24 protein-coding genes are annotated in these 24937 nt (G+C 43.4%); 9 read left to right on the forward strand and 15 right to left on the reverse strand.

Annotated features, from left to right (window positions below):
* Positions 1-43: 43 nt before the first annotated feature.
* The 3 genes from BMX56_RS20755 to mutY all read right to left on the reverse strand — a co-directional run bounded on the left by BMX56_RS20755 (position 44) and on the right by mutY (position 3170).
* Positions 44-1537, reverse strand: coding sequence for a serine hydrolase (locus BMX56_RS20755; protein ID WP_090651584.1), 1494 nt, complete (start codon positions 1535-1537; stop codon positions 44-46).
* A 145-nt stretch (positions 1538-1682) separates the two neighbouring features.
* A complete protein-coding gene (locus BMX56_RS20760) occupies positions 1683-2099 on the reverse strand; it encodes a single-stranded DNA-binding protein (protein ID WP_090651585.1) in 417 nt (138 codons plus the stop codon).
* A gap of 24 nt (positions 2100-2123) precedes the next feature.
* Positions 2124-3170 carry an A/G-specific adenine glycosylase gene (gene mutY, locus BMX56_RS20765; protein ID WP_090651586.1) on the reverse strand — a complete coding sequence of 349 codons (1047 nt, stop codon included), beginning with the start codon at positions 3168-3170 and terminating at the stop codon, positions 2124-2126.
* Between the two features lie 349 nt (positions 3171-3519).
* Between mutY and BMX56_RS20770 the strand changes: the two genes are divergently transcribed.
* From BMX56_RS20770 to BMX56_RS20785, 4 genes are all read left to right on the forward strand, one after another.
* On the forward strand, positions 3520-3813 hold the full coding sequence (locus BMX56_RS20770; protein WP_076378439.1) for an HU family DNA-binding protein: 294 nt from the start codon (positions 3520-3522) through the stop codon (positions 3811-3813).
* Between the two features lie 9 nt (positions 3814-3822).
* On the forward strand, positions 3823-4668 hold the full coding sequence (locus tag BMX56_RS20775; RefSeq protein WP_090651587.1) for a tetratricopeptide repeat protein: 846 nt from the start codon (positions 3823-3825) through the stop codon (positions 4666-4668).
* Positions 4669-4900: 232 nt separating this feature from the next.
* A complete protein-coding gene (locus tag BMX56_RS20780) occupies positions 4901-6451 on the forward strand; it encodes an Rne/Rng family ribonuclease (protein ID WP_090651588.1) in 1551 nt (516 codons plus the stop codon).
* Between the two features lie 170 nt (positions 6452-6621).
* Complete coding sequence (locus BMX56_RS20785) at positions 6622-7554, forward strand: RpnC/YadD family protein (protein WP_090651589.1); 933 nt, start codon at positions 6622-6624, stop codon at positions 7552-7554.
* A gap of 217 nt (positions 7555-7771) precedes the next feature.
* Here BMX56_RS20785 and BMX56_RS20790 read toward each other — a convergent pair whose 3' ends face one another.
* The 4 genes from BMX56_RS20790 to BMX56_RS20805 are packed head-to-tail and all read right to left on the reverse strand — an operon-like array spanning position 7772 to position 10276.
* Positions 7772-8431 (reverse strand): response regulator transcription factor, encoded by a 660-nt coding sequence (locus tag BMX56_RS20790; protein WP_090651590.1) that lies wholly within the window; start codon positions 8429-8431, stop codon positions 7772-7774.
* Positions 8424-9203: a sensor histidine kinase gene (locus BMX56_RS20795; RefSeq protein WP_090651591.1), complete on the reverse strand. Its 780-nt coding sequence runs from the start codon at positions 9201-9203 to the stop codon at positions 8424-8426. Before BMX56_RS20795 ends, BMX56_RS20790 begins: the two co-directional genes overlap by 8 nt.
* Positions 9185-9835, reverse strand: coding sequence for a hypothetical protein (locus BMX56_RS20800; RefSeq protein WP_090651592.1), 651 nt, complete (start codon positions 9833-9835; stop codon positions 9185-9187). The genes BMX56_RS20795 and BMX56_RS20800 overlap by 19 nt, the downstream gene beginning before the upstream one ends.
* Before the next feature lie 36 nt (positions 9836-9871).
* A complete protein-coding gene (locus tag BMX56_RS20805; protein ID WP_090651593.1) occupies positions 9872-10276 on the reverse strand; it encodes a hypothetical protein in 405 nt (134 codons plus the stop codon).
* Positions 10277-10507: 231 nt separating this feature from the next.
* On the opposite strand from BMX56_RS20805, the gene BMX56_RS20810 reads away from it, so the two are divergent.
* Positions 10508-10780, forward strand: coding sequence for a hypothetical protein (locus BMX56_RS20810; RefSeq protein WP_090651594.1), 273 nt, complete (start codon positions 10508-10510; stop codon positions 10778-10780).
* A 5-nt stretch (positions 10781-10785) separates the two neighbouring features.
* A complete protein-coding gene (locus BMX56_RS20815) occupies positions 10786-12021 on the forward strand; it encodes a hypothetical protein (RefSeq protein ID WP_090651595.1) in 1236 nt (411 codons plus the stop codon).
* A gap of 412 nt (positions 12022-12433) precedes the next feature.
* On the opposite strand, the gene BMX56_RS20820 is transcribed toward BMX56_RS20815, so the two are convergent.
* The 3 genes from BMX56_RS20820 to BMX56_RS20830 form a co-directional block, all read right to left on the reverse strand.
* On the reverse strand, positions 12434-12877 hold the full coding sequence (locus tag BMX56_RS20820) for a DinB family protein (RefSeq protein WP_090651596.1): 444 nt from the start codon (positions 12875-12877) through the stop codon (positions 12434-12436).
* 776 nt (positions 12878-13653) lie between these two features.
* Positions 13654-14208: a cysteine hydrolase family protein gene (locus BMX56_RS20825; protein ID WP_090651597.1), complete on the reverse strand. Its 555-nt coding sequence runs from the start codon at positions 14206-14208 to the stop codon at positions 13654-13656.
* Positions 14209-14328: 120 nt separating this feature from the next.
* Positions 14329-14907 (reverse strand): Crp/Fnr family transcriptional regulator, encoded by a 579-nt coding sequence (locus BMX56_RS20830; RefSeq protein WP_090651598.1) that lies wholly within the window; start codon positions 14905-14907, stop codon positions 14329-14331.
* A 441-nt stretch (positions 14908-15348) separates the two neighbouring features.
* On the opposite strand from BMX56_RS20830, the gene radA reads away from it, so the two are divergent.
* Positions 15349-16824 (forward strand): DNA repair protein RadA, encoded by a 1476-nt coding sequence (radA, locus tag BMX56_RS20835; protein ID WP_090651599.1) that lies wholly within the window; start codon positions 15349-15351, stop codon positions 16822-16824.
* A 129-nt stretch (positions 16825-16953) separates the two neighbouring features.
* Here radA and BMX56_RS20840 read toward each other — a convergent pair whose 3' ends face one another.
* The gene (locus tag BMX56_RS20840) at positions 16954-18330 is read right to left on the reverse strand and encodes an NHL repeat-containing protein (protein WP_090651651.1); all 1377 of its coding nucleotides are present in this window, start codon (positions 18328-18330) and stop codon (positions 16954-16956) included.
* A gap of 256 nt (positions 18331-18586) precedes the next feature.
* Between BMX56_RS20840 and BMX56_RS20845 the strand changes: the two genes are divergently transcribed.
* Positions 18587-19051, forward strand: a complete 465-nt coding sequence (locus tag BMX56_RS20845) for a DUF4920 domain-containing protein (RefSeq protein WP_090651600.1) — start codon at positions 18587-18589, stop codon at positions 19049-19051.
* Positions 19052-19116: 65 nt separating this feature from the next.
* Here the strand turns inward: BMX56_RS20845 and BMX56_RS20850 are convergent, their stop codons facing one another.
* The 4 genes from BMX56_RS20850 to BMX56_RS20865 all read right to left on the reverse strand — a co-directional run bounded on the left by BMX56_RS20850 (position 19117) and on the right by BMX56_RS20865 (position 24310).
* Positions 19117-19806 (reverse strand): hypothetical protein, encoded by a 690-nt coding sequence (locus BMX56_RS20850; protein ID WP_143065495.1) that lies wholly within the window; start codon positions 19804-19806, stop codon positions 19117-19119.
* A 159-nt stretch (positions 19807-19965) separates the two neighbouring features.
* Complete coding sequence (gene carB / locus BMX56_RS20855; protein WP_090651602.1) at positions 19966-22782, reverse strand: carbamoyl-phosphate synthase large subunit; 2817 nt, start codon at positions 22780-22782, stop codon at positions 19966-19968.
* Between the two features lie 165 nt (positions 22783-22947).
* On the reverse strand, positions 22948-23667 hold the full coding sequence (locus BMX56_RS20860; protein WP_090651603.1) for a sterol desaturase family protein: 720 nt from the start codon (positions 23665-23667) through the stop codon (positions 22948-22950).
* Between the two features lie 73 nt (positions 23668-23740).
* Positions 23741-24310, reverse strand: a complete 570-nt coding sequence (locus BMX56_RS20865) for a Crp/Fnr family transcriptional regulator (protein WP_090651604.1) — start codon at positions 24308-24310, stop codon at positions 23741-23743.
* 95 nt (positions 24311-24405) lie between these two features.
* Between BMX56_RS20865 and BMX56_RS20870 the strand changes: the two genes are divergently transcribed.
* On the forward strand, positions 24406-24936 hold the full coding sequence (locus BMX56_RS20870) for a hypothetical protein (RefSeq protein WP_143065496.1): 531 nt from the start codon (positions 24406-24408) through the stop codon (positions 24934-24936).
* The last annotated feature ends 1 nt before the right edge of the window (position 24937 follow it).

Consider the following 24937-nt stretch of genomic DNA (forward strand, 5'->3'; position numbering starts at 1 on the left):
ATTATATAATTTCTTCTTTAGATAGTACAAAAAGAACTTTCCATTACTGCCTCGCCAGTAACATCCCGTCCACATTAACCGTGCTCACTTTACCCAGTTCATCAATGTTAAACGTTGCCCCAATTTTGCCGTACTCCTTGCGTGCGTATGAGCCAACAAAGGTGTCATAGTTCCAGCAGGTGGCTTCGGCGGTTATAAAATTGTTGATGTTGAATGTTAGTTTATCGGCGGTGGCGGTTATTACTACTGTCCCGTAAAGCGGATCGGAGTAGGTGCCGGCATAGGCTTTCAAGTCAAGTGTAGGATGGGTGCCCATCACCCGCTTGGCTTCATATTCTTTGGTTGATTTTTGCCGTTTGGCAAGGATATCTCCATAAAGTGCTAAGAATTCCTTGCTCCAGTCGCGGTTGCCGCCTAATGCAAAAAAATCAAAGGCTTTAAACATCAGGGCGTGACGCAATTCGGCGTGGTCAAGATTGGCCAGTATGTATACGCCTACCTTTTTATCTACAATCATTCCGTTTATGGCAACCAGGCCGGTTAAGCTGCCGGTATGAAAATCAACTTTTTGCCCCTGGTAATCCTGCTGAAACCAGCCCAGTCCGTAAGTTATCCAATGGGGTTTTGTAACACGGGCTGTGGGGTAAAATTCGCTCTCAGGTACAAAGGTTTGCGGTTTAAGCAGCATGGCCCAGCTTTCGGGTTTAAGCAGGCGCTGGCTGCCGCTATACTTGGTGCTATCCAGCATGCAATTAACCCATTTGGCCATATCCTCTACGCTCGACCATACCCCACCGGCCGGGCTAATGGCATCCGTAACATCCTTTTGGGCCACAACAATACTGCTATCAACCTTAATGTGTGCTGATGATTGGTTGGGTACTCCTTTGATTTTGCTGAAGGTGGGTACAGAACGTATCATTTTTAGCGGTGTAAAAATCCTTTTCTGTACAAAATCTTGCCAGGGCATGCCGCTGGCTTTTTCAATCACTTTACCAGCCGTTACATAAAACAAGTTTTGGTACACAAAACCGGCCCTGAAGCCATATTCTGGTTTTACCAGGCGCAAACGGCGAAGCATGTCATCAGCAGGAATGTTCATGTAGGCCCATAAATAATCTGTATTGCCTACGCCGGTATCGTGCAAAAATAAATCGCGTACGGTTAGTTCGCGGGTTACGTAGGGGTCATTTAGCTGAAAACCGGGCAGGTAATCTGTTACCTTATCATCCCAGTGCAGTTTACCTTCGTCAACAAGCATGGCGGCACAGGCGGCGGTCATGGCCTTGGTTGTTGATGCAATGGCAAAAATAGTTTGTGTATCAACCTTATCGGGCTTGCCCAGTTCACGTACGCCATAGCCTTTGGTAAATACTACCTTGCCATCTTTAACTATTGCTATGGCCAGGCCCGGCACATGCCAGTCGGTAACGGCCTGCTGCACGTAGTTGTCAAACTCCTGAATATTCGGATTGGTTTGTGCAAACGCTATGGCGGGGGCAAGGCATATAAATAGCAGGCATTTTAAGAGTTTCATGATTTTGGGCTAAAGGTTTTCTGCACTCAATATAGCGATAAAATATAACTTGGCCCCGCTCCTGCTATCTAAATAAAAAGCACAAAAAATACCCCTTGCTGTAAGTGCAAAGGGTTGTGATTATAATTTGACTTGAATGTTGATTTTAGTAAGCAGCTGGCAGGTCGTCACCGTCTGCGTAAGTTACCTGTTCGCCGTGTTTTACAGGCTTTGGCCCCTCGGCCTCAAAATCGCTTTTGCGGCCAAGCATGGTAAAGTTTTCGGCAACTACTTCGGTAGTGTACTTTTTAATGCCGTCTTTATCTTCAAACGAGCGTGTGCGCAGTTTTCCTTCAATATAAACCAGTTTGCCTTTTTGTAAAAATTTTGCAGCCATATCTGCAAGGCCGCGCCACATTACAATATTGTGCCACTCGGTTTGCTCTATCTTACGGCCATCCTTGTTAAATGTTTCAGAAGTGGCTAACGGAAAGCTTGTTACCGATACTCCGCCATCTAATGTACGCAATTCAGGGTCCTTGCCTAAATGGCCGACAAGGATAACTTTATTAATTCCAGACATGCCATAAAATAACGAAAAATTCTTTTATAAATTAAAAATATTTTTTATTAATATAAAAATGACCTTCGGAAGTGCCAATTCATGCAGGGTTTTCACGGGGATATAAGCCCAGTTTTGGTTCAATACGGATGGGAAATTATCGGTTTTAATCATCCGCACAAATAACTGCTGGTGGGTAAGGATGTGTTTTATTACGGGGGTATCTTCTATAATGTTCAGTTTATCGCCAAAAATACCGGTCACCCCGGGTAGTTTTGCCAGTTCGTGCGCCGGTAATAATGATGCGGTTTCAATCATGGGCAAATCGTACATATTGGCCCATATGTCTTTATCGCCTCTTTTATTCATTAAAACGGTTTGGCCATCGGTGATTAAAAAGTAATTAAAAAAGCGTTCGCGCACTTTTACGGTTTTTAATTTCACCGGCAAAGCTGTAGTTGCGTTGTTTAAAAAAGCGGCGCATCCCATATGTACGGGGCAAACGCCGCAGGCCGGGTTTTTAGGTTTACAAAGCATCGCCCCAAATTCCATCATGGCCTGGTTATGCAATGCTGCATTTTTCTTATTAAGCAAATCTGTTGCAAGCGACTGGAAAGTTTTTTTACCGCCGGCGGAATTAATGGCTTCATCAATTCCAAAATATCGCGCCAGCACCCTGTACACATTACCATCAACAACGGCCTTGGCCTCGTTTGATGAAAAGGAGGCAATGGCGGCGGCTGTGTACTCGCCGATGCCTTTTAGTTTAATTAATTCGTTGTAGGTTTTGGGGAACACGCCATTGTACATTTCCTGTACAAGCCGTGCGGTTTTAAGCATATTACGGCCACGCGAGTAGTAGCCAAGGCCCTGCCAAAGTTTAAGCACTTCATCCTCGCTGGCGGCCGCAAAATCGGTCACTGTTGGGTACTTTTCAACAAAGCGGTTAAAGTATGGCAAACCCTGCTCAACCCGGGTTTGCTGCAAAATAATTTCTGACAGCCATATGGTATAAGCATCGGTAGTATTACGCCAGGGCAGGTCGCGTTTGTTTGCAAGGTACCATTGTACCAGTTCGTCGGTAAAGTTCATTGGGGTAAAGGTAGGGAGGATAAAGTTAATGAGGATAAAGGTGAAAGGATAAAGGCGAAAGGTATCTGCGGTTGAGGGGGAGAATAAAGGGAAAAGGAAAAGGCGAAGGGTAAAAGGTATCTGCGGTTGAGAGGGTACGGGCTTAAAAACCTTTCGCCTTTTACCTTTCGCCTTTCACCTAAAAATAAAGCCTTTTGCCCTTGATTGTCTATACTTTGTAACGAAAATGTGCGTTTTAGGTACTGGGTAAAAAAAAACTGTTAAATATTTCGCACTTAAATATTAAAGCGATACTTTTGCAACCCCAAAACAGTTAAGTATTTATATAATTAAATAAGAAAAATTAGACATGACTAAGGCAGAAATTATAACTGAAATCTCATCTAAGACAGGTATCGAGAAAGTAGACGTGCAGGAAACTGTTGAGGCGTTTTTTAAAGTTGTTAAAAGCTCAATGGTAGGTGGCGAAAATGTTTACGTCAGAGGATTCGGTAGTTTTGTAGTAAAGAAAAGAGCAAAAAAGACAGCACGTAACATTTCAAAAAATACTGCCATCATTATTCCAGAGCATTTTGTGCCAAGCTTTAAACCAGCAAAAACTTTTGTTGAAAAAGTGAAAACAGGCAACAAAACCAGCAAATAATTTTAAGATATGTATAAGAAACAAATAGCCGTTAGTGTAGCAATAGTTGCTGTTATGGGCTATTTGTATTATTTACCTGTTAAAGGTTTAATAAAACCTAAAGAGGCCAAAAGCGATAAAACAACGGTACTTAACAGCCGTAAAGCTGTTACAACGGTAACGGTTGATATGGTATCTGAGCCCGCCAAAGCAGCAATTGGGGCAGCATTGGCAGCAAAGATAAATGACCTTGAAGGGCAATTGAAAACTGCATCGGGCGCTGATGCCGATAAGTTGCAGCTGCAACTTGCCAAACAGTGGGACGATGATAACCAACCCGCACCCGCGGCGTTTTACTACCAGGCCCTGGCCCGGAAAAATAACAAAGCCGAGGATTGGTTAAATGCAGGTGGCCGTTTTAACGATGCATACAAACTTACACAGGATACTTTATTGCAGCCCGCTTTTGTAAGCAACGCTGCCGAGGCTTTTCAAAATGCCTTAAAGTTACAACCTGAAAGCCTTGCAGGCAAAACAGGATTAGGCGTAGCGTACGTAAATGGCGCAGGCGCACCTATGCAGGGGATAGCCTTGCTGCTTGAAGTAGTAAAAAAGGACCCGAATAACTGGAACGCCAACCTTAATTTAGGAATGTTTGCCATGAAATCGGGCCAATTTGAAAAAGCAGTTGCAAGGTTTAAAACATTGCTTGCCCAAAAAACAGAGCTTGAGCCGGAGTTTTACCTGGCCGAAAGCTATAAGCAACTGGGCATGAAAAAGGAAGCCATTGAGGCTTACCAAAAGTGCAAAAGTATGGTGCCGGATCAAGCATTTGTGCAACGTATTGATGACGATATAAACGAATTAAAGAAGTAATCAACATTTAAAAATTATTATTATGCCCAGCGGTAAAAAACGTAAAAGACACAAAATGGCTACCCACAAACGTAAAAAACGTTTGAGAAAAAACAGACATAAAAAGAAATAGGCTGCGATAACCAAAGCAGATTTTACCCGCCTTTTTTAAAGGTGGGTACTTTTTATTATGAGTGTTTTTTACCCTCTTATTTACATACGGTGTTTACCGTTTTAAGAAATGGAGTAGCAGTTGATAAAAGAATTAATTATCGATTCATCCCCCAATGGGGCTACCATTGCATTATTACAGGACAAACAACTTGTAGAGCTTCATAAAGAGCAAATCAGCAACAATTATACTGTTGGTGATATTTACCTTGGGCGTATTAAAAAAATAATGCCCAGTTTAAATGCCGCTTTTGTGGATGTAGGCTACGAGAAGGATGCCTTTTTGCATTATCTTGATTTGGGGCCGCAGGTGCAAAGCCTGCTTAAGCTAACCAAGCAAGTACGTAGCGGGGGATATCAGTCAAAGCTGTTGGACGGCTTTAAGCTGGAAGCCGATATCAATAAGGGTGGAAAGATTTCTGACCTGTTGACAAAAGGCCAGCTTATACCTGTACAAATAGCCAAAGAACCTATATCAACCAAAGGGCCGCGCTTAAGTTCTGATCTTTCTATCGCAGGGCGATATGTAGTACTGGTTCCGTTTTCGGAAGCCATCTCTATCTCCAAAAAAATAAAAAGTAACACAGAGCGTAACCGCTTGCGCAAGGTTGTTGAAAGTATTAAGCCAAAGCATTTTGGCGTAATTATCCGTACGGTATCTGAAAGCAAGGGCGTTGAGGAATTACAGAAAGACTTGCTTGATCTGATATCAAAGTGGGAAGCATTTATTACCAGGTTGCCGTCTATCGAACCATCTAAAAAGGTTTTGGGCGAAATTGGGCGTACATCAACTATCCTTAGGGATATATTGAACCCCGATTTTCAGCACATCTACGTAAATGATAACAGTATGTTCGAAGAAATTCGGTCGTACATCCACGAGATTTCGCCGGATATGGAAAGTATAGTGCGTATGCATAAGCATAAGGAGCCTATATTTGAACATTTTGGCGTTGATAAGCAGATTAAAGGGGCCTTTGGTAAAACCGTAAACCTTGCCGGTGGGGCCTACCTGGTAATTGAGCATACCGAAGCGTTGCACGTTATCGACGTAAACAGCGGTAACCGCACAGCCAGTAAGGAAAACCAGGAAGAGAACGCCTACCAGGTGAACAAAGAAGCGGCTAAAGAAATTGCCCGCCAGCTACGCCTGCGCGATATGGGCGGTATTGTTGTTATCGATTTTATTGATATGCACAAGCCCCAAAACCGCAAAGAGCTGTTTGACCACCTGCGTGCCGAAATGCAGCTTGACAGGGCAAAGCACACCATTTTACCGCCGAGTAAATTTGGGCTGGTGCAAATTACCCGCCAGCGTGTAAGGCCCGAAATGAATATTGTAACCAGCGAAGTGTGCCCTACATGTAATGGTACCGGTACCATTAGGCCAACCATTTTGCTGATGGACGACATTGAAAATAACTTCAATTATATATTGGACGAGCAAAACGAAAAGGGCATCACCCTATCTGTGCACCCATATATTGAAGCTTATATTAAACAGGGTATTTATACCCGCCAAATGAAATGGTTCCTGAAATACGGACAGTGGATTAAGGTTAAAAGCAATCCTGCTTACCAGATTACCGAATTTCACTTCTTCTCCTCAAAAGACGAAGAGATCAAATTATAGATGTGCATTTGATGTGCAAATTACAGATTAAAGATGTGCAGATGTTGATAAAACACCTGCACATTTTTTTTGGGGAGGGCGCCTCTGTTTAAGCTTTAAATTTAGCAGGGGACCGCGTTTTCCTTTATTAAGTTTTAATAAACCGGGCTTTTTATTTTTATTATTGCTTAATGAGAAGAAAAGACGACATTCTTTGGAAAGGGATCCTTGAAGATGTTTTTGACGATTTTTTGTGTTTTCTTAATCCTGAAGCTGCAGAGGTTTTCGACTTTGATAAAGGCTTCGAATTCCTGGATAAAGAGCTGGAGCAGGTTTTTCCGCCCGAAAACAATGAGTACTCGCCAAAGGTGATCGATAAGCTGGTTAAGGTATTTACCAAAGCAGGCAAAGAAGAATGGATTTTGGTACATGTGGAAGTGCAGGGCCAATATCAAAAAGATTTTGCAAGCCGCATGTATACTTACTTTTACCGGATACTTGATAAGTACCAAAAGCCTATAGTTGCCTACGCCATATTTACCGAAGCCAATACAAAAGTAAGGCCCGATCATTTTGCGATAGACTTTATGGGCACAAGCTTACGGTATACGTTTAACACTTATAAAATAGCCAGCCAAAGCGATAAAGCGCTGCAAGCGAGCGATAACCCTTTCGCCCTGGTGGTGCTTACAGCAAAAGCGGCGCTTGCAGGCAAAGACCTGAAAAGCAGCAGGGAGCGTGATGAACTATTGCTGAACTTAAAGCTTAACCTGACCAGGCTATTACTGGCCAAACAGATAGCGAAAGAAAAGATAAGGGTACTGATGAATTTTTTGAGGTATTACATACGCTTTGAAAATCAGGATATAAACACTAAATTTGAGCAACAGGTAGAAATTTTAACAGGAAGGAGCAACACCATGGGCATCGAAGAACTTTTATTAGACAGGGCTGAGAAAAAAGGCGAGAAAAAAGGCGAGAGAAAGGGTGAGAGAAAAGGCAGAAGTGAAGGTGAAAAAGCAAAAGCTATAGCCATTGCCCGTGAAATGAAAAAAGAAGCCATGCCGGTTGCCCAGATCGAAAAATTCACCGGGCTTTCGGCTGAGGAAATAGAAAAATTATAAGCAAGCCACTGTAAATGCTAAAAAGCCCGTTACTTATAGTACAACGGTTAACCATAATTGGCTTTAGTCCATCGTCATTAAATTTTAACTATCCGTTATTGAGTCCCCCAAAACTTATCAACTTACACAATTGAACAGCAAGCGGGAGCTTTATCCTGAAAAACTTCAACACAATTTCCCTGTCGGTTTAAGCTTAATATTAAGCCCGATTGAAGCTTTATAAAGTAACCAGGTTGTTTTTTATGGCATACATGGCCAGCCCTACCCGCGTTTTAAGTTCCAGTTTTTCGCAAAGTGTATCGCGGTAACCCTCTGCAGTGCGTACGCTCACAAATAGTTTGTCGGCTATTTCCTTGTAAGTAAGCTCGGTGCAGGTAAGTTTTAAAAATTCAATCTCCCTGTCGGATAATTTTGCAAAAAGGCCGGCGCTGTTTTTTGCTTCGGTTAATTGCATTACCGAGTTCATGACTTTGCGTGTTACCAGTTCATTGTAAAAGTATCCCCGGGTGGTTAGTTCATCAAAAGCCAGCTTTAATTCGGCTGGATCGGCATCTTTTAGTACATATCCCTTTGCGCCGCTTTTAATCATTTTAATAATCGCCGATTCGGCATCCATTGTACTAAGTGCAAGTGTTTTTATTGCAGGATAATTGGCCCGTAGCCAGGCCGTGGTGGCATATCCATCCATAACGGGCATGTTTATATCCATTAAAACAATATCTGGCAGGTTGCCCGGTTTTAATTGTGCTATAAAATCCTTGCCGTTTGAGGCATCACATGAAACATGATAGTTTGCAAAAAGATTGATCAAAACCGTAAGGCTTTTTCTGAAAAGCGCATGATCATCAACTATTGCTATTTTTATTTTTTCACTCATAAGGTGTAATAATGGTAATTGTTGTCCCTATATCTGCCCTGCTCTCAATTATAGCTTTACCTCCTATAATTGCTGCGCGCTTTACAATATTTTGCAGGCCAAGCCCATGCTGTTTACAGGTTGATGATTGGCTGTCAAATCCTTTTCCGTTATCGGTTATTTCAATTTTCAAATTATCAGTATCATATGTAAAATTAACGGTTACATCCGTGGCATTGGCGTGCTTGATCACGTTTTGAAAACTCTCCTGCATCATGCGGAATAAAATGAGCTTTTTTTCGTTTTTTATAACCCGTTCATCCCCTGTGCTATTAAGCGAAACCCGTATGATACCGGTTTGGCTTATTCGTTGTAATTCGTGCTTTACCATCTCGGGTAAATCTGAAAACAAAACACGCTCGGGGTTCAGGCTTTTGGCAATATCACGCAAATCGGTCATGGCTTTGCTAACGTTTTGTTTGGCTTCGGCCAGCAAGGTTTTGTTCATAGCCTCCTGTTGGTCCATAATATTTAGCTGTACTTTTAATACACTTAGCGTTTGCCCAACGTTGTCATGAATTTCCATGCTGATGGTATCGAAGCTTTGTTCCTGTATCTCCAGCTGCGATTTTAACAGCTGTTCGTTAAAGTTCGCCTTCATTGTTTCCCGCTCGTTAATAAACCTGTTGCTTTTGGCCCGCTGCCAAAACAACATAAACAGCATAAACACGGTTAACAGCAAAACCAATAGCGTAACCAAACATATGGCCAAAATCAACTCACTTTTATCCATGTTTTTTTACAACTAAAGCCAATACAAAAAAAGCTATACTCAATAATACTCAGGGCGGTTTCCATAATACTGTATATATGGCCATCCTGGTCCAGGTTGTTGTTCATGATATAGTTAAAAAAGCTCATGTACAAAAAATCGCCCACGGTGGCAAACATAATGCCCGTTGTTATCCAAAACATTGGCGTGTTAAAAAAAACTATTAATTCATCATCCATCAGCAAATCGGCAAAATAACACAGGCAGCAAATGAGGGTTAAAAACTCACCTATGTTGCTTGTAAGCGAGTTGTATATAAAAAACTGCCCCTGTAAAAATATTTGGTATATGTAAAACAGAACAAAAGCCAGCAAGGCAATTTTTATCAGCTTTTTGGTGAAAGCCTCCTTAACTGTTTTACTAAAAATATACGGGTAAAAAGTGTATTCAATAAGCGTATAAAGGTTAAATATAAAATGGTTACTTTTTTTAAAGGCCAGTGAGTAAAAGTAACCTGATGTTTGTATAATAAAAGTAATCATTAAAAACCAGGTAAAAAGCCGGAGCCAGCGAGGCTCCAGCCGATGGTACCTGAAACATGATATGGTTAACGCGATAAGCAGCGGTATTGTGGCGATGATAAGATCTTGCATTTAAGGTGGTTAAGCCTTAAATATAAGTATTTTTTATCAAGGACAGTTAGGGGGGCACAAAGGTACCCGGTCATCGCCGAGGCCTTTGTATGAAGTTGAACCAGGGACTGCCACTGCATTCGGGTCCAGCTGATCTTCACTATTAAATGTTGTTGGATTATCCGGGTTAACTTTGTCAACGGTTGCTACAAGGATCATATTAACCTGTCCGGGATATTCCAGATCATCATCTTCATGGCGACCCAGATAAATCCTGATGCCATTGGCAAGGTTATCGGAAAGCAATGCACTGATTTCTTTGGCACTTACCCAGCCAGACTTGGTTTCCCCTGGAGGCAATGTGCTTTCATACTTCTTCCGCATTTTCATGATGTCTTCATAGTTGGTTGGTTGAATTGGGGCCAACTCTAAAGGAATTGTTGCATTTAATTTTACTGACATGGTTTTAGTTTTTAAATTGTGAAAAATGGTTGATTGTATTTTGTGTTAACACTTATGCAAGTTGCAAATACATTAAGCTTCAGGCAATCGTATTAAATACCCTTTCGCCACCGTAAAAATACGGTAGCAAGTTACCGCCATTGTACGCTGGTGGCATGTCACATGCCGTTGTAATTTTACAACGCTGTACACATTGTATAGCAGTTAATTATAAACTTAAATCATAAAAAGATGAAAAAGATCACAATTACTGTAGTATTTAATGTTAGCGGGCATGGCAACATTGGTTTAATCCCAACTAATTTTAGCCAGTGGACGGTTAATGGAACAAGCTCACGGGATTTTAACCTGGATCCGGGAGATTATACTATTACTTATTTAATGGCTACAGCAACTCCTGTCGGCGGCGGTTCAATTACCATAACCGAAGGCAGTAAACAGCTTGGTAATGTGGTGCTTTCTTCTGGCGTTGCAGGTGGCACAATTGATATCACCGTAATATAGTTGTTATGAAAAAGCTTATTTTGATGGTTATACTCGGTTTATGTACCGGTATGGCATACGCGCAAACCCAGGGTGCCGCACCCTTAAAGAAAACGGTCGCCGATTCGTTAAAAGCAGATACAGCCGCAGCAAACAAGGACGTTATAAGAACAGCCGCAAGCCTAAAAACCGGGACGAGCCAGGATGTACTGAGCAGCTTTTTTAAACTGGCGTTTGCTGATTTGAAAGATGGACATCATTTTCAGTTTAACTCTTCGCTTTTTGCGGTAAGGGCAAAAACCGACCCGACACTCTGGATTGACACCAATTATAAAAAGCAGGTATTTGCCAGGAATTTTGTTTTTGGGGTTGATTATGGTCTTGATTCGAATTATAAATTCAAATCGACATCAGTGAATGTCAAATATGCCATCATCAATAACCGGGATAAGAATATTTTTGAATTCGGTGTTGGCAAAAAACTGACTCTTCTGATGGACAATGCCAGTAATCTGTTTAATACAGCTTCCAACATGTATTTTGATAAGTATAAATCGAGATATGCGGCTGAGCACAAATTGGTGTTGAATTTTTTCAATTATACTGATCTTAAATCTAAAACCCCTAAAGATAGTTTACCCAAAGATTTTATCGCTATAGTAGAATCGTTGATAAAGCTTAATCATTTTGATCTTATTACTATCGACAATTATCAAGATATCCGTGAAGCTATTGGTGACATGTATAAAACAGCTGCCGTTCTCATGGCCCAGCAAAGCCTTTGGACGGTAGGTGCCCAGATAACAGCCGACAAAAGCAAGCTCATTTCGAGAACCAATTTCAGTTCGGAATACCTGAAAGGGATCACAAAAAACAATACCAGCATGGGCCTTGAGCTGGATATTAAAGCCAACCTGAGTATTTACGATTCGACGATAGTAAGCACAACTTTTCATCGGAATGTATTTGCGGCATCGGCCGGTATTAACTGGATAATTTATAAAGATAAAACCACGCAGAAATCATACGTGGAATTTAAGCCCGCGTTAGCTTATGACAATGTATTGAGCGGCGTTTATGCCGGCGAAACAAAAAGCAGGTTTACTGCCGACGGGGTTTTGCGGTTCAGGGTTACCGATGATTTGTGGATACCGATTGATATTAAATATGACCCCAAGGCGGGTAAGGTTTTTGGCTTCCTGAACATCACCTCGAACTTTGACTGGCTTGGGGCCAAATCAAAAACATCGGGCACCAATTAGCTTTATCTGAACGTTAGTTTAGCATTACTCCGGTTATTGGCGTACCTGGTTATTTGGCGGTGTGCAGGGCTTATTTTAGTCAGCCTGGCATCTTCTTTCAGTTAAATTTTTTAATTGTATGTCACGTCCTTAAAACAAAACCAACTTTATTCCGTTCTATATACATCACGGAATCCGGAGAGGTTGGTAGAATAGCCTATCCAGGTTTTTAAGATTAAACGACAGAAACAGGGCCACAGAAGAAATTTTGCGGCCCTGTTTCGTTAGGCACACCCTGCGGCTATGATGTCTTCCACTGCGGTTTGGTTTCCCACAGAATGCTGTTCCTAAAGCGGCCTTTAGCCACAACCGGCTATCACAAAGATGGTTGTGAGGGCACTGTCATCGGTCGTGGGGTAATCGGTTACATCTTTTAGGCCCCAAACTGCCTCAAATGATGGTCGATATGTTTATAGGCAAAGCACCCTATCTGTTCCTTGGTCATTTTGCCAAAAAAAGGGTGTACAAAATTGTGGTTGGCAAAATTTTCTTCTTCATGGATCAGGCCTATCCATTTGGTTTTTTCGGCCTCCACGTCGCCCGTGCCGGTTATGTTAAAGCCAGGAACAGTAGGCATGTTTTTTTTGACAGGGCTGTCGTCTTTTAGCATACCCTTCAGGGCCATTTTGCCAAACAGCTTTCCAATAAACGATTGTTTGTATGTGGTTTTACCCAATACCATTTCTTCCCAAAGGCTGCAATGTTTCAGCATCTGGTAAACTGTCATTTTACCCCATTGCGCGGTACTGTTTTCATCGAGGGTATTTATACGGGCAATAAGTTCGGCACGGGTGGCGTTGTCAAAAATGCTTTTCATGGCTGGGTAATTGGCGCTTTTAGGTTGGTTTAAAAATAGTTAATTGTTTGTGATGATAAAAGTTAGGCAAACTCGTTATGTTGCGGTATTTCGCGAAATGTTAAGTAGGAATGACGTATATCGCATGGCGGCTACGACTCACCCTGACGAGGCTGCGCCCGTCTGCCTCTCTCCGACTGCGTCGCATAGAGGGGCTAAAAAATAAAAATTGGGGTTTACCCTCTTTGCGGTGCAGCCGGAGAGAGGGTCGGCCAGCGCAGCGTAGCCGGGGTGAGTCTTCGTCCGCGTTTGAAGCCAATGTTCATTTGAACCGAAACACATCATATTGTTGAGGTAAGTTGCCCAACAAAGCTATAGGATACTGATGAATAATAGTAGTTTTGGTTACGACAAAGAACGGGTAAAATGCGACAAGGGCAACAGACCTTTAAAATGGATTTGATGTACAAACTTACCGGTGCAATAGCGGCTTGTTGCGTAACCCCATGTAAGCGTAAGCGTACCGCCTTCCCGGGCGGCATTTAAGGTATTGGACTATTGCTATGTACAATAGCGGCGGGTCAGATACCTAAGAAGCTCCTATTAGTCATTGTTGCCGACTTTCGTCAATGGTAAAAGAGAGCTTCACCGCGGCTTTTTCCCAATATTTAGGCGGGGTTTTGGCTAAAGCCGTTGGTCTTTTAATTATTAGTCGGTTGATTTTAGTCAGCGGCAATGATTTTTACATAATACTTAAATAATCTAAACCCAAAATAAGCGGCTTCTGATATCGCCATTTATTTTTTATTCCAATCCGCCAATGTCATCACCTCTGCCTGGCTAACAAAAACTTTGGTAGTTAGTACACGATGCACTTCTTTGTCTGCGTCGCCGCAGCAATCTGCCAATACCGTAATGCGGTAATCTTTATCGGCAGCTTCGCGCAGTGTTGATAGTACTACGCCGCTGGTATCAATGCCGGTTAATACAATATGTTGTATTTGCTGCGCCCTTAAAATTACTTCCAGATCGCTGCCGGTAAAGGCGCTCACACGGCGTTTTACCACAACAAGCTCGTTGGCTGCGGGCGCCAGGTGAGGGTGAACTTTTATCATTTCGTTGGGGTTAACCCCTGAAAGGCGGTCTTTAGTGGCGCCAAATATTTTATTTTGACGGCTTATTTCAGGTCCGCCTGCCCTGAAACCTACAACCACATAAATAACGGGTATTTGCGCGGCACGTGCGTGGGCTATAGCGTTGGCCACATTGCCAAGCAGTGTTTCAGGGTTGCCCAGGCGTGCTACCACGGGCAGTTGCATGTCCATCACTAAAAGGGCTGTATTATTTTGCATGTTTTACCGGGTTTAATTTGTTAAATGCTTCGGTTTGCTAAATCGATATTTTCAGCGGCATTACTTTATAAACAACGGTAAAATTAACTATTGCGGCAGGGTCGGCCCGGGACAAATGTCTCAAAATCGTTTTATCGCCCTGATCCGGCTAAGCGTTCGCCGGTTCATGCCCAGGTACGAGGCCAGGTTTGTGAGGGTGATGCGCTGTAATAAAAGAGGTTGGTTTTTCTCAATATACCGGTAACGCTCTGCCGGGGAGTACATTTTGAACAGGTTGCTATGTACGCTTAAATCAAGTAACATATTGCTCAGCAACCGCCGGCCAAAAACCATTATTTGGGAGCTGGCGTAGCATTGTTCTTCTAACTTTTTGCGGTTTAATACCCATATTTCGCTTTTCTCGCCTGCGGCGATGGTAAATTCCGACGGGATCCCTGCCTTGCCATTCCTATGATCGGATGTTACCGAACCTTCCAGGTGAAAGTAAATATTGATTTCGGCCCCATCGGTGTTGCGGTAGTATGTACGCAGATGGCCGTGTTCTACAAAATAAAAGGCTGGGCAAACTTCGCCGGCCTTTAAAATGATATCACCTTTTTTAAGGTGTCGCTTCTCAAAATACCCTGCTATCAGGGGTGCCGTTTCCGGCGACTCTGGCAGTAGCCGGGCGAGATATCCGAGCAGTTTGGCATTACCCATTTTCAAAGATACAGAATAAGGTACCCGGCGCCCTACCGTAATTTAAATAAGCAGCTTTAAGCTTTTGCATCCGGTTTTTTGTTTTTATATAGCCCTCCCCGGCTACTCATTTTATCTCCGAAAAGCCGGGGATGCAGAAAGGTATTCAAAAGGTACCGAAAGGATGTACTATGGGTGTCGGAGGGTATCGGCAGGTGAAGTTTGGGTGATAGTTAATTCGTTCATTTTCAATTAATTATATATTATTGTTTTATTTAATTTGTTATATGTTTGATTTTCAACGAGTTGAGATGTTGCCTGTTTTGAGATAAAAAATGAAGGGTAGAAGCGGCAATTACTAAATAAATTAGCAAGTCAGAAAATTTATCCACATATTTGTGTATACCGTGCAAATTTCACCATTTGCACATTTGAAATTTAAAATCTGCACATCAAACTTCCATGGCCAAAACTAAAATTGCCTATTTCTGCCAAAGCTGCGGCTTCGAATCTCCCAAGTGGTTGGGTAAATGCCCATCGTGCCAGCAATGGAACACTTTTGTTGAAGAAATTATAGAAAAAGGTAATACCAGCAATGCCGTACCAACCTGGAAGGTAACATCCAATACCCAGCAACGCGCCAACAAGCCCGTACAGGTAGCCGATATTACCTTTAACGAGGAGGATAGGGTACTTACCCCCGATAAAGAATTTAACCGCGTTTTGGGAGGCGGGATAGTGGCCGGCTCATTAGTGCTTATAGGAGGCGAGCCGGGCATAGGTAAATCGACCCTGATGCTGCAACTGGCGCTTAATATGCCCAACCTGAAGGTGTTGTATGTATCGGGCGAGGAAAGCGAAAGGCAGATTAAAATGAGGGCAGAACGATTAACAGCCCCCCAGCCCCTTGGAGGGGGAGCAAAAAGGAATAGCTCGGCGATGGTTAATTCGGAGGCTCCCCCTTTAGGGGACGGGGGGGGCTCTTACATACTTTGTGAAACCTCCACCCAAAACATATTTAAGCAAATAGAGGCTCTGGAGCCCGATCTGGTGGTAATAGATTCTATCCAGACGCTGCACTCATCGCACATCGAATCGACGCCGGGGAGTGTATCGCAGGTACGGGAGTGTACGGCCGAAATGCTGCGTTTTGCCAAAGAAACCTCTACGCCGGTGTTCCTGATAGGGCATATTACCAAGGATGGGGCAATTGCAGGCCCCAAAATACTCGAGCACATGGTTGATACCGTGCTGCAATTTGAAGGCGACAGGCACCATGTTTACCGCATTCTGCGTACGATAAAAAACCGTTTCGGCTCAGCATCTGAGCTGGGTATTTACGAGATGATGGGTGAAGGACTGAGGGAGGTATCCAACCCCTCAGAAATCCTGCTATCGCACCGCGACGAACCGCTGAGCGGCATCACCATATCGGCCACTTTAGAGGGGATGAGGCCCATGCTGATAGAAACCCAGGCATTGGTAAGTGCATCTGCCTACGGTACTCCTCAGCGTACTGCAACAGGCTTTGATACCAAACGAATGAGCATGTTGCTGGCCGTATTAGAAAAACGATGCGGTTTCAGGCTGGCAGCTAAAGATGTATTCCTGAATATTACGGGCGGCATCAGGGTAGAAGACCCTGCGATTGACCTGGGCCTGGCCGCAGCCATTATATCGTCGCATGAAGATATGCCCATTCCCTTCAAAACATGCTTTGCAGGCGAAATTGGCCTATCTGGCGAGATTAGGGCAGTAAACCGTGTTGAGCAGCGCATTGCCGAAGCCCAAAAGCTGGGCTTTAACCAGATATTTATCTCCAAGTACAACCTCCCATCCGGCGGGCAGGACAAAAAACGTATGGACTTATCCCGCTATGATATTGATATCAAAATAGTAAGCAGCATCGAAGAGGTATTTGGGCAATTGTTTGGATAGAGGTGAAAGGTGAAAGGTGAAAGGTGAAAGGTGAAAGGTGAAACAACCGGGCTTCGCCGGTTGATTCACCTGGTGGGACATGCCGCTAACGCAGCTATCTTTTACCTTTCGCCTTTATCCTTTCACCTACTATAAAGATGGTAATACAATTTTACGGATACGGTTATTGCCTGAATCTGCAATGTACAGGTTGCCGCTTGCATCGGCGGCTACGCCTTGTGGCGATGCAAAAAGTGCGTTTTTACCACTGCCTTCGGCAAAGCCGGCGGTGGCGCTAAGGCCTGCAAGTGGCAGTAATACTTTATCGGTGGTAATTTCAAAAATACGGCCTGTTTGGTCGGCTATAAAAAGGTTTCCTTTGGCATCAAATGTTAATGCCGATGGCGAACCGATAACCTGGTGTTTAGGATCGCCCAAATAAGTGCTAACTACACCAGCTGATGTTATTTTGCGGATTGAATAATTTAGCGCGTCGGCTACATAAATATTGCCTGATGCATCTATAGCAAGCCCCGATGGCTTGTTAAACGAAGCAGTGGTGGCAGTAGTGTTATCAACCCAGGCAGCTGTCCTGTTGCCGGCGAATGTGGTTACCACACCAGCAGCAGTAACCTTACGGACCAGGTTATTGCCCCTGTCGGCTACGTAAAGGTTACCCGAACCGTCAATCACCAGGCCGCGAGGGTTGTTAAATGAGGCCGCTGTGCCTGTTCCATCGTCATAACCTGCGCTGCCGCTACCCGCCAATGTGCTTACCACGCCTGCAGGCGTTATTTTCCGGATAACGTTATTGCTAAAATCGGCTACATATATATTGCCGGTGGCATCGGTTACCAAGCTTTGCGGAGCATAAAAACGGGCGTTGGCCAATGAGCCATCTACATATCCAATAGCTCCGTTACCGGTTAACGTGTTTACCGTTCCGCCGGTAGTAACAGTCCTGATGGCGCTGTTAAAAGCATCGGCTATGTAAATAGTACCAGTACTGCCGATTGTGATACCTTGCGGACTATAAAAAGACGCTGCGGTTCCGTCCCCATCAATGAAGCCGGCACTACTGTTACCCACAAATGTGCTCACGGTGCCTACTTTCGATGTCAGATCGGCGCCGGTGGTAAACTCTACAACTTTGCCATAGCCGGTACCAACAGAATTGGTTGCATAGGCCCGTACATAATATTTGGTATTAACTTTTAAACCTTTCATTTTACTGGTATAGGTTAAATAGTTAACAGTATCGGCAGTTTTTGAATCGGCAGTAGTCGGGGTTGAATTTGTAGTGCTCCAGCATACGCCATAGGTTGATACGGCATAAGTAAGTGCTTCGGTAATAAAACCGCCGCTATGGGCACTGGTATCGGCCGCATCTTTAACCACATCAATGGTAGATATAACGGGCACTACGCCTGGGGTAGCATCATTGCTTTTAACACATCCTGTTTGGGTTAACGACATAGTAAACAGCGCTGCCGTAAACAGAATGGAATTAGTAAGATTTTTGTTCATTTGAAATAATATGAATTAATGGGCACGGTTTTATCAGCTGTAAAAATAAACAACTTGGCAAAGCTTGTTACCTAAAACTAATATTTTAACATTCATTAACACTTAAATAAAGGCCGGCAGCAAATTGACTAAAAATAAATGAGTTTAAAGTGAATATAATACGGCTAATAACCACAAAATGTAACAGTGACAGGCCGGTAAACTAAGGATGCAACATTTTGCAGGTTATGGTGTTAAGTAAAAACAAGCAATTGCTATGAAAGTATCCGTGTTACTCATTGTGCTGCTAATGCCCGGAGTGGTATTTGGTCAAAAGCACATACCGCTACCCCATGGTATGGTTTACGGCCAAAAGCCAGATACCATGGCCATGATAGCTGCCAATAAGCTGGAAGCCTTTATGGGTAAAAAAACACGGATAAGTACCACTGTTGAGGGTAGGATCATAAAAGTGACTAAAGAAAAAGGCGGCTGGTTTGATGTAGATGCAGGTAGCGGTAAAATAATTGAAGCCCATTTTAAAAATTACAACGTTACACTGCCAACCCAACTGGCTGGCCGTACCGTAATTATGGAAGGCGTGGCCGAAAAAATGTTTATTGCTGATGACCTGCAGCATTTAGCGGGCGATACAGTAAGCGGCAAAAAACAACACAAGATAAAAACAGACCCTAAACGGCGGGTGACTTTTGAGGTAAAGGGCTTATTGATTGATAAGTGAGCCTTTAACAAACAACAAAGGCCCTTAACCGGGCCTTTCTCAATATATGATACATTGAAGTTGAATTAAAATTTGGCATTGCGGGTTAGCGCCGCGGGCTCAAGAAACAGGTCATGGCTTAAAAGTTCTTTAACTTTTTGTGCTACTTCGGCGCGGTTCACCGTGGCAGCATCGCGCCTGCATTTAAGGTAATGTTCCCTTGCCACTTTTTCGGCCAGGTCGCCAAGGGTTTTTACTTTTAGTTCTTTACCAAACCTGCCAGCAAGAGCAAATCCCGAAAGGGCAATTGCCAGGCCAAAAGCAGCTACGACAGGCTGAAAGAAAAAGCCAGCCAGGGATGCTGCCAGTATGAATGCAAAAGCGGCAATTACACCTTGTTTGGGTTGCAATAAATTAAGCTGAAAACCCATTTCCCGTTCAATCTCATTAATAACTACAATACGGTTATCGCGCGGAAAAATGTCTTCGAGCCGGGTTTGAGGTTTTACCAATTCCCTTGGAGCGGTAATGGTACAGTTAATGGCATTCCTGATTTTGTAAAATGCCTGTTGGGTGGTGCAGCTTTCGTTGTTTACATGTTTTATCTTTTCAACAACAATATCGCAAAGTTTACCGAAGGTTTTAACATCCCGTACAGATGTATCTTCGAAACTAATATTAAATGATCTTTCAATTTTTACAAGAACGTCACCTAAATCCTCAGGGTCAACATTATTAAGATTGAACGCCTGGTTATTATTCAAATTAACTTTCAAAGTATAGCAACTAAATTTAACCATAATTTCCCTGCCCCCTAAGCGACAGGGAAATTCTATAAGCTTTTAAACCACTTTTTAGTCATAAGTACATTCCCGGTAGTCATAAGTGGTCCGTCTTTTCGACTTAGAACTCAAAACTTCCGACTAAAGACTACTTTACCGGCTCAGGTACATCGATTTCTCTTTGTACAGATGCCTGAAGTATGGGTCCTGCAGGTTAGGAATAAAGCGGATAGCCTCGCCCGTCGATTTCATTTCAGGGCCTAATTCTTTATTCACTTCAGGGAATTTATCAAATGAGAACACTGGTTCTTTGATGGCATAGCCCCAAAGTTTGCGTTCGATGGTAAAGTCTTTCAGTTTGGCAACGCCCAGCATCACTTTTGCCGCTATGTTAATGTATGGTACATCATAAGCTTTTGCTATGAAAGGCACGGTACGCGATGCCCGCGGGTTGGCCTCTATTACATAAACCTGGTCGTTTTTAACCGCGAACTGGATGTTCAGCAAGCCGCGAACGTTTAGTGCCCTGGCAATTTTTTCAGTGTACTCTTCCATCTGGCTTATCACATTATCCGACAAATCAAAAGGCGGCAAAACCGCGAATGAATCGCCCGAGTGGATACCTGCCGGCTCAATGTGTTCCATTAAACCCACAATATGTACATCGTCGCCATCGCTTATCGAGTCGGATTCAGCCTCGGCGGCACGATCAAGGAAGTGGTCAATCAGTACGCGGTTACCGGGCAGATTTTTAAGCAGGCCGACAACGGCTTTCTCCAAATCCTCATCGTTAATAACAATGCTCATGCCCTGGCCGCCTAATACATAGCTCGGGCGAACAAGTACCGGGTAGCCAACGTGGTGGGCAACTTCAAGGGCCTCTTCAGCGCTTTCGGCAACGCCATATTTAGGGTAAGGGATATTCAGTTCTTTCAACAAATCGCTAAAACGGCCACGGTCTTCGGCTACGTCCATATCGTTGAACGAAGTGCCAATGATTTTAATGCCATGCTCATGCATTTTCTCGGCCATTTTTAAAGCCGTTTGGCCACCAAGCTGAACGATTACACCGTAAGGTTTCTCCAGTTCGATGATCTCGCGCACGTGCTCCCAGTAAACCGGCTCAAAGTATAGCTTATCGGCCATGTTAAAGTCGGTTGATACCGTTTCGGGGTTGCAGTTAACCATAATGGCTTCAAAGCCCGATTCTTTTGCGGCCAGTAATCCGTGCACACAGCTGTAATCAAACTCGATACCCTGGCCAATACGGTTAGGCCCCGATCCTAAAACGATGATCTTCTTTTTATCTGACGAGACAGATTCGTTTTCGCCTTCGTAAGTAGAGTAGTAATAAGGTGTTTTTGCAGGGAACTCTGCCGCGCAGGTGTCAACCATTTTGTAAACGCGCTTAATGCCCAGGGCTTTGCGGCGCTGGTAAACATCCTCTTCGGTAACGTTACCTAAAATGTAAGCTATTTGCGTATCCGAGAATCCTTTTTGTTTTAGGGTGAACAGGAAGTCTTCGGGAATATTATTCAGTGAGTAACGGCGCAGCTCGTTCTCTAAGTTAACCACATCCATAATCTGGTTCAGGAACCAGCGATCGATCTTGGTAACTTTACGCACCGATTCTATTGGTACGCCAAGGCTCAAGGCATCGTAAATATGGAATAACCTGTCCCAGCTTGGATGCTCCAGGCTGTACATGATCTCTTCCAGGTTGCGGCTTTGGCGGCCATCGGCACCTAAACCGGCCCGGCCTATCTCTAAACTCTGACAGGCTTTTTGCAGTGCTTCAATAAAGCTGCGGCCAATGCCCATGACTTCGCCTACCGATTTCATTTGCAGGCCAAGCTCGCGGTTGGCGCCTTTGAATTTATCAAAGTTCCAGCGTGGTATTTTAACAATCACGTAATCCAAAGTAGGCTCAAAATAAGCCGAAGTTGTTTTGGTGATCTGGTTTTCTATTTCATCAAGATTATACCCTATGGCCAGCTTAGCAGCAATTTTGGCAATTGGGTAGCCGGTTGCTTTAGAGGCCAGCGCCGATGAGCGCGAAACACGCGGGTTAATTTCAATGGCGATGATGGCTTCATCGGCCGGGTTAACCGAGAACTGTACGTTACAGCCACCCGCGAAGTTACCAATGGCGCGCATCATGCGGATAGCCTGGTTACGCATATCCTGGTAGCAGCGGTCGCTCAGGGTCATGGCCGGGGCTACGGTTATCGAGTCGCCGGTATGGATACCCATAGGGTCGAAGTTTTCGATAGAGCAGATGATAATTACGTTGTCGTTATTATCACGCAGCAGCTCTAATTCGTATTCTTTCCAACCTATGACAGCTTGCTCAACCAAAACCTCGTGGGTAGGCGATGCCTGTAGGCCTTTGCTTAATGCGGCATCAAAGTCTTCTTTTTTGTGTACAAAGCCGGCACCTTTACCGCCAAGGGTATAGCTTGGGCGGATAACCAGCGGGAAACCAATTTCCTGCGCAGCTTCTTTACCTTCAAGGAAAGAGTTGGCAATTTTGGATTTGGCAACGCCTACACCAATATCAACCATCAATTGGCGAAACGCTTCGCGGTTTTCGGTTTTTTCGATGGCTGCTATATCAACACCAACAATTTTTACACCGTATTTTTTCCAGATACCTTGCTCATCAGCCTCAATACAAAGGTTAAGCGCTGTTTGGCCACCCATGGTAGGCAGTACCGCGTCAATTTGTCGCTCGTTAAGTATCTGCTCGATACTTGCACAGGTTAGGGGCAGCAGGTAAACATGATCGCCAATAACCTTATCCGTCATGATAGTGGCGGGGTTGCTGTTGATAATGGAAACGGTGATGCCTTCTTCTTTAAGGGAAAGGGCGGCTTGCGAGCCGGCGTAATCAAATTCGCAGGCCTGGCCAATAATGATGGGGCCAGAGCCGATGATCAGAACGGATTTGATGGAATTATCTTTGGGCATAGGGCTTTTTTTTAAATCAAAAGTTCTAAGTCAAAAGTTACCGGCTTTTTGCAGGCCAATAAACGATTTTTCCTATGCACTGAAGGCGAGAAATCCCGACCTCAGTGTCGGGGTGCAAAGATAGAGTTTTGAAGCACACAATTAATCTTTTTTTTGAATTAATATTTATATTTTATGTACGTCCTTAAATTTTAGCATTTCGGTGAGTTTTAGCTCCTTGTCGGTATCAAATCCGCATGATGTTGTAAAGTTTTGCGGATTGATGTACGTACCAAATAACATATCCCACCAAACAATATCGCCATAATTATTGCTGTGTTTTTCGTACTCGTGATGGATACGGTGCATCTCGGGTCGCTGGAAAATGTAACCTATCCATTTTGGAGTTTTAATATTGGTGTGATAGAAAAATTCGCCCAAAGCGGTACACAAAGTATATATAGCTCCTGCCTCGGGGCTTAAGCCAAGCAGCGTGTACGCCAGTAAACTGCCTATTACTGAGTTCACAGTCATCTCCAGGGGATGTTTATAAAACGACGTTATCACTTCAATACGCTGGGCGCTATGGTGTATCTGGTGAAAATGCCTCCATAAAAAGTCACTCTGATGGCGCCACCTGTGCCACCAATAAAATATAAAAGTTGCTATAAAATACGCCACCACTCCGCCAAGCCAATTGGGCATATGGTGCGACAGGAAGAATAGAGAATAGCCTGACAGCCATTTTTCCCAGCTATAACCGGCAATAACTACAATAAGTAACTGAACAAAATTAATAGCAAGCACCCTGATGGTCCAGGTAGGTACCTGGGGGAGTTTCCACCCGGGTGAAAGCTTTTCAATAATGAAACAAACTGCGAAACAAGCTAAGATGATATAAAGCATAATTTTATGTTTTTGATTAAATCAAATCTCGGTGCCAAACAGGTCAATAAGTTTTGACTTATATCAAAAAACGTTACCCTTTAGCTCTTATCCTGCTTAAGGTTTCTTGTTTAATACTTAAAAATGATGCTATTTGCCCCAGAGATGCCTTCTGAAGAATGTCGGGATAGGAGGATAACAGGTTTTCATAGCGCTGCTTTGCGGTAAGTGTTTGCAGGTTAATGGCGCGCTCTTCGCTGCGGATATAGTATTGCTCGGTAATTAGCCGGCCGGTTAAATTAAACTCCGGATGATTTTTATAAATATTTTGAAGTTGATCCCAATTGATGGACTGCAATACGCTATCTTCCAACACCTGGATATTTTCGAACGATGGCTTCCTGGAGAAGAAACTATAAACCGATACTATAATTTCACCTTTGCCCATAAACCAGCTGGTAAATTCGCTGCCCCCTTTGTGGTAGTAGGCTCTGGTAAAGCCTTGTTTTACAAAATAAATCCGTTGCGACACCTGTCCTGCTTTTAACAGGATTGATTTCTTAGCATAATGGTCTTCAACCAGATATGACTCAAGTTGGCTTTTTATCTGGGGTGTTAGGATATTTATATTATTAAGTACTTGCAATAAACCATTTGTTTCCATAAAATCTTAATATATTTATACAAGGTATAAATTACCTATAAAACCAATTAAACTTGTAATTGTAGTAATGTACAATTACCTTACAGCGATAAATTATGATGAAGAAACATACATTTTTTCTGTTTGCCGCTATTTTCCTGCTCGGGAGCTGTGGTATGCTGCAGTCAATCATGAAATCTACCTTTCCTTATACGGCTAACCTGGTAATTCCGGCATCGTCATCGGTCGATCAGCCACATACCGCCATAAGTACAGCTAACAGCTTCGACCAGGATTTTACCAAAGATGGCAACAATGCAAACCGGATAAGTGAAGTTCGTATTATATCGGCAAAGCTACAATCAAAAGATCCATCGGATTATAACATTGGTAATATTGCTGCATTAAGGATTTATATGGCCAAGGCTGATGGCAGCGATGAGGTGCTGGTTGCCATTCGAAAAGATATTACTGCCAATGTTGGTAATAGTGTTGTACTGGACATAGACAATTCGCATTTTTTAGACGAAATTGTAAGGGAGCCAAGCGCGCGCATCAGGATGGTTTACCTGCTACGTAAAGCAGTTAGCACCGATGTGGAACTCAAGGTATCGTTAAGCATAGGCGCCGAGCCAAGGGAGCGATAGT

Source organism: Mucilaginibacter sp. OK283 (genome assembly GCF_900110415.1).
GTDB lineage: Bacteria > Bacteroidota > Bacteroidia > Sphingobacteriales > Sphingobacteriaceae > Mucilaginibacter.

What these genes read in the sequence shown, in the direction of transcription:
- BMX56_RS20820 (WP_090651596.1), bottom strand. Translation starts at nt 12,877, where the DNA reads ATGAAAAGCATTTTTGACAACGCCACCCGTGCCGAACTTATTGCCCGT.
- BMX56_RS20815 (WP_090651595.1), top strand. Translation starts at nt 10,786, where the DNA reads ATGAAAAAGCTTATTTTGATGGTTATACTCGGTTTATGTACCGGTATG.
- radA (WP_090651599.1), top strand. Translation starts at nt 15,349, where the DNA reads ATGGCCAAAACTAAAATTGCCTATTTCTGCCAAAGCTGCGGCTTCGAA.
- BMX56_RS20800 (WP_090651592.1), bottom strand. Translation starts at nt 9,835, where the DNA reads ATGCAAGATCTTATCATCGCCACAATACCGCTGCTTATCGCGTTAACC.
- BMX56_RS20825 (WP_090651597.1), bottom strand. Translation starts at nt 14,208, where the DNA reads ATGCAAAATAATACAGCCCTTTTAGTGATGGACATGCAACTGCCCGTG.
- BMX56_RS20845 (WP_090651600.1), top strand. Translation starts at nt 18,587, where the DNA reads ATGAAAGTATCCGTGTTACTCATTGTGCTGCTAATGCCCGGAGTGGTA.
- BMX56_RS20860 (WP_090651603.1), bottom strand. Translation starts at nt 23,667, where the DNA reads ATGCTTTATATCATCTTAGCTTGTTTCGCAGTTTGTTTCATTATTGAA.
- BMX56_RS20795 (WP_090651591.1), bottom strand. Translation starts at nt 9,203, where the DNA reads ATGGATAAAAGTGAGTTGATTTTGGCCATATGTTTGGTTACGCTATTG.
- BMX56_RS20755 (WP_090651584.1), bottom strand. Translation starts at nt 1,537, where the DNA reads ATGAAACTCTTAAAATGCCTGCTATTTATATGCCTTGCCCCCGCCATA.
- BMX56_RS20790 (WP_090651590.1), bottom strand. Translation starts at nt 8,431, where the DNA reads ATGAGTGAAAAAATAAAAATAGCAATAGTTGATGATCATGCGCTTTTC.
- BMX56_RS20805 (WP_090651593.1), bottom strand. Translation starts at nt 10,276, where the DNA reads ATGTCAGTAAAATTAAATGCAACAATTCCTTTAGAGTTGGCCCCAATT.
- BMX56_RS20870 (WP_143065496.1), top strand. Translation starts at nt 24,406, where the DNA reads ATGATGAAGAAACATACATTTTTTCTGTTTGCCGCTATTTTCCTGCTC.
- BMX56_RS20840 (WP_090651651.1), bottom strand. Translation starts at nt 18,330, where the DNA reads ATGAACAAAAATCTTACTAATTCCATTCTGTTTACGGCAGCGCTGTTT.
- BMX56_RS20810 (WP_090651594.1), top strand. Translation starts at nt 10,508, where the DNA reads ATGAAAAAGATCACAATTACTGTAGTATTTAATGTTAGCGGGCATGGC.
- BMX56_RS20785 (WP_090651589.1), top strand. Translation starts at nt 6,622, where the DNA reads ATGAGAAGAAAAGACGACATTCTTTGGAAAGGGATCCTTGAAGATGTT.
- BMX56_RS20775 (WP_090651587.1), top strand. Translation starts at nt 3,823, where the DNA reads ATGTATAAGAAACAAATAGCCGTTAGTGTAGCAATAGTTGCTGTTATG.
- BMX56_RS20770 (WP_076378439.1), top strand. Translation starts at nt 3,520, where the DNA reads ATGACTAAGGCAGAAATTATAACTGAAATCTCATCTAAGACAGGTATC.
- BMX56_RS20865 (WP_090651604.1), bottom strand. Translation starts at nt 24,310, where the DNA reads ATGGAAACAAATGGTTTATTGCAAGTACTTAATAATATAAATATCCTA.
- BMX56_RS20830 (WP_090651598.1), bottom strand. Translation starts at nt 14,907, where the DNA reads ATGGGTAATGCCAAACTGCTCGGATATCTCGCCCGGCTACTGCCAGAG.
- mutY (WP_090651586.1), bottom strand. Translation starts at nt 3,170, where the DNA reads ATGAACTTTACCGACGAACTGGTACAATGGTACCTTGCAAACAAACGC.
- carB (WP_090651602.1), bottom strand. Translation starts at nt 22,782, where the DNA reads ATGCCCAAAGATAATTCCATCAAATCCGTTCTGATCATCGGCTCTGGC.
- BMX56_RS20760 (WP_090651585.1), bottom strand. Translation starts at nt 2,099, where the DNA reads ATGTCTGGAATTAATAAAGTTATCCTTGTCGGCCATTTAGGCAAGGAC.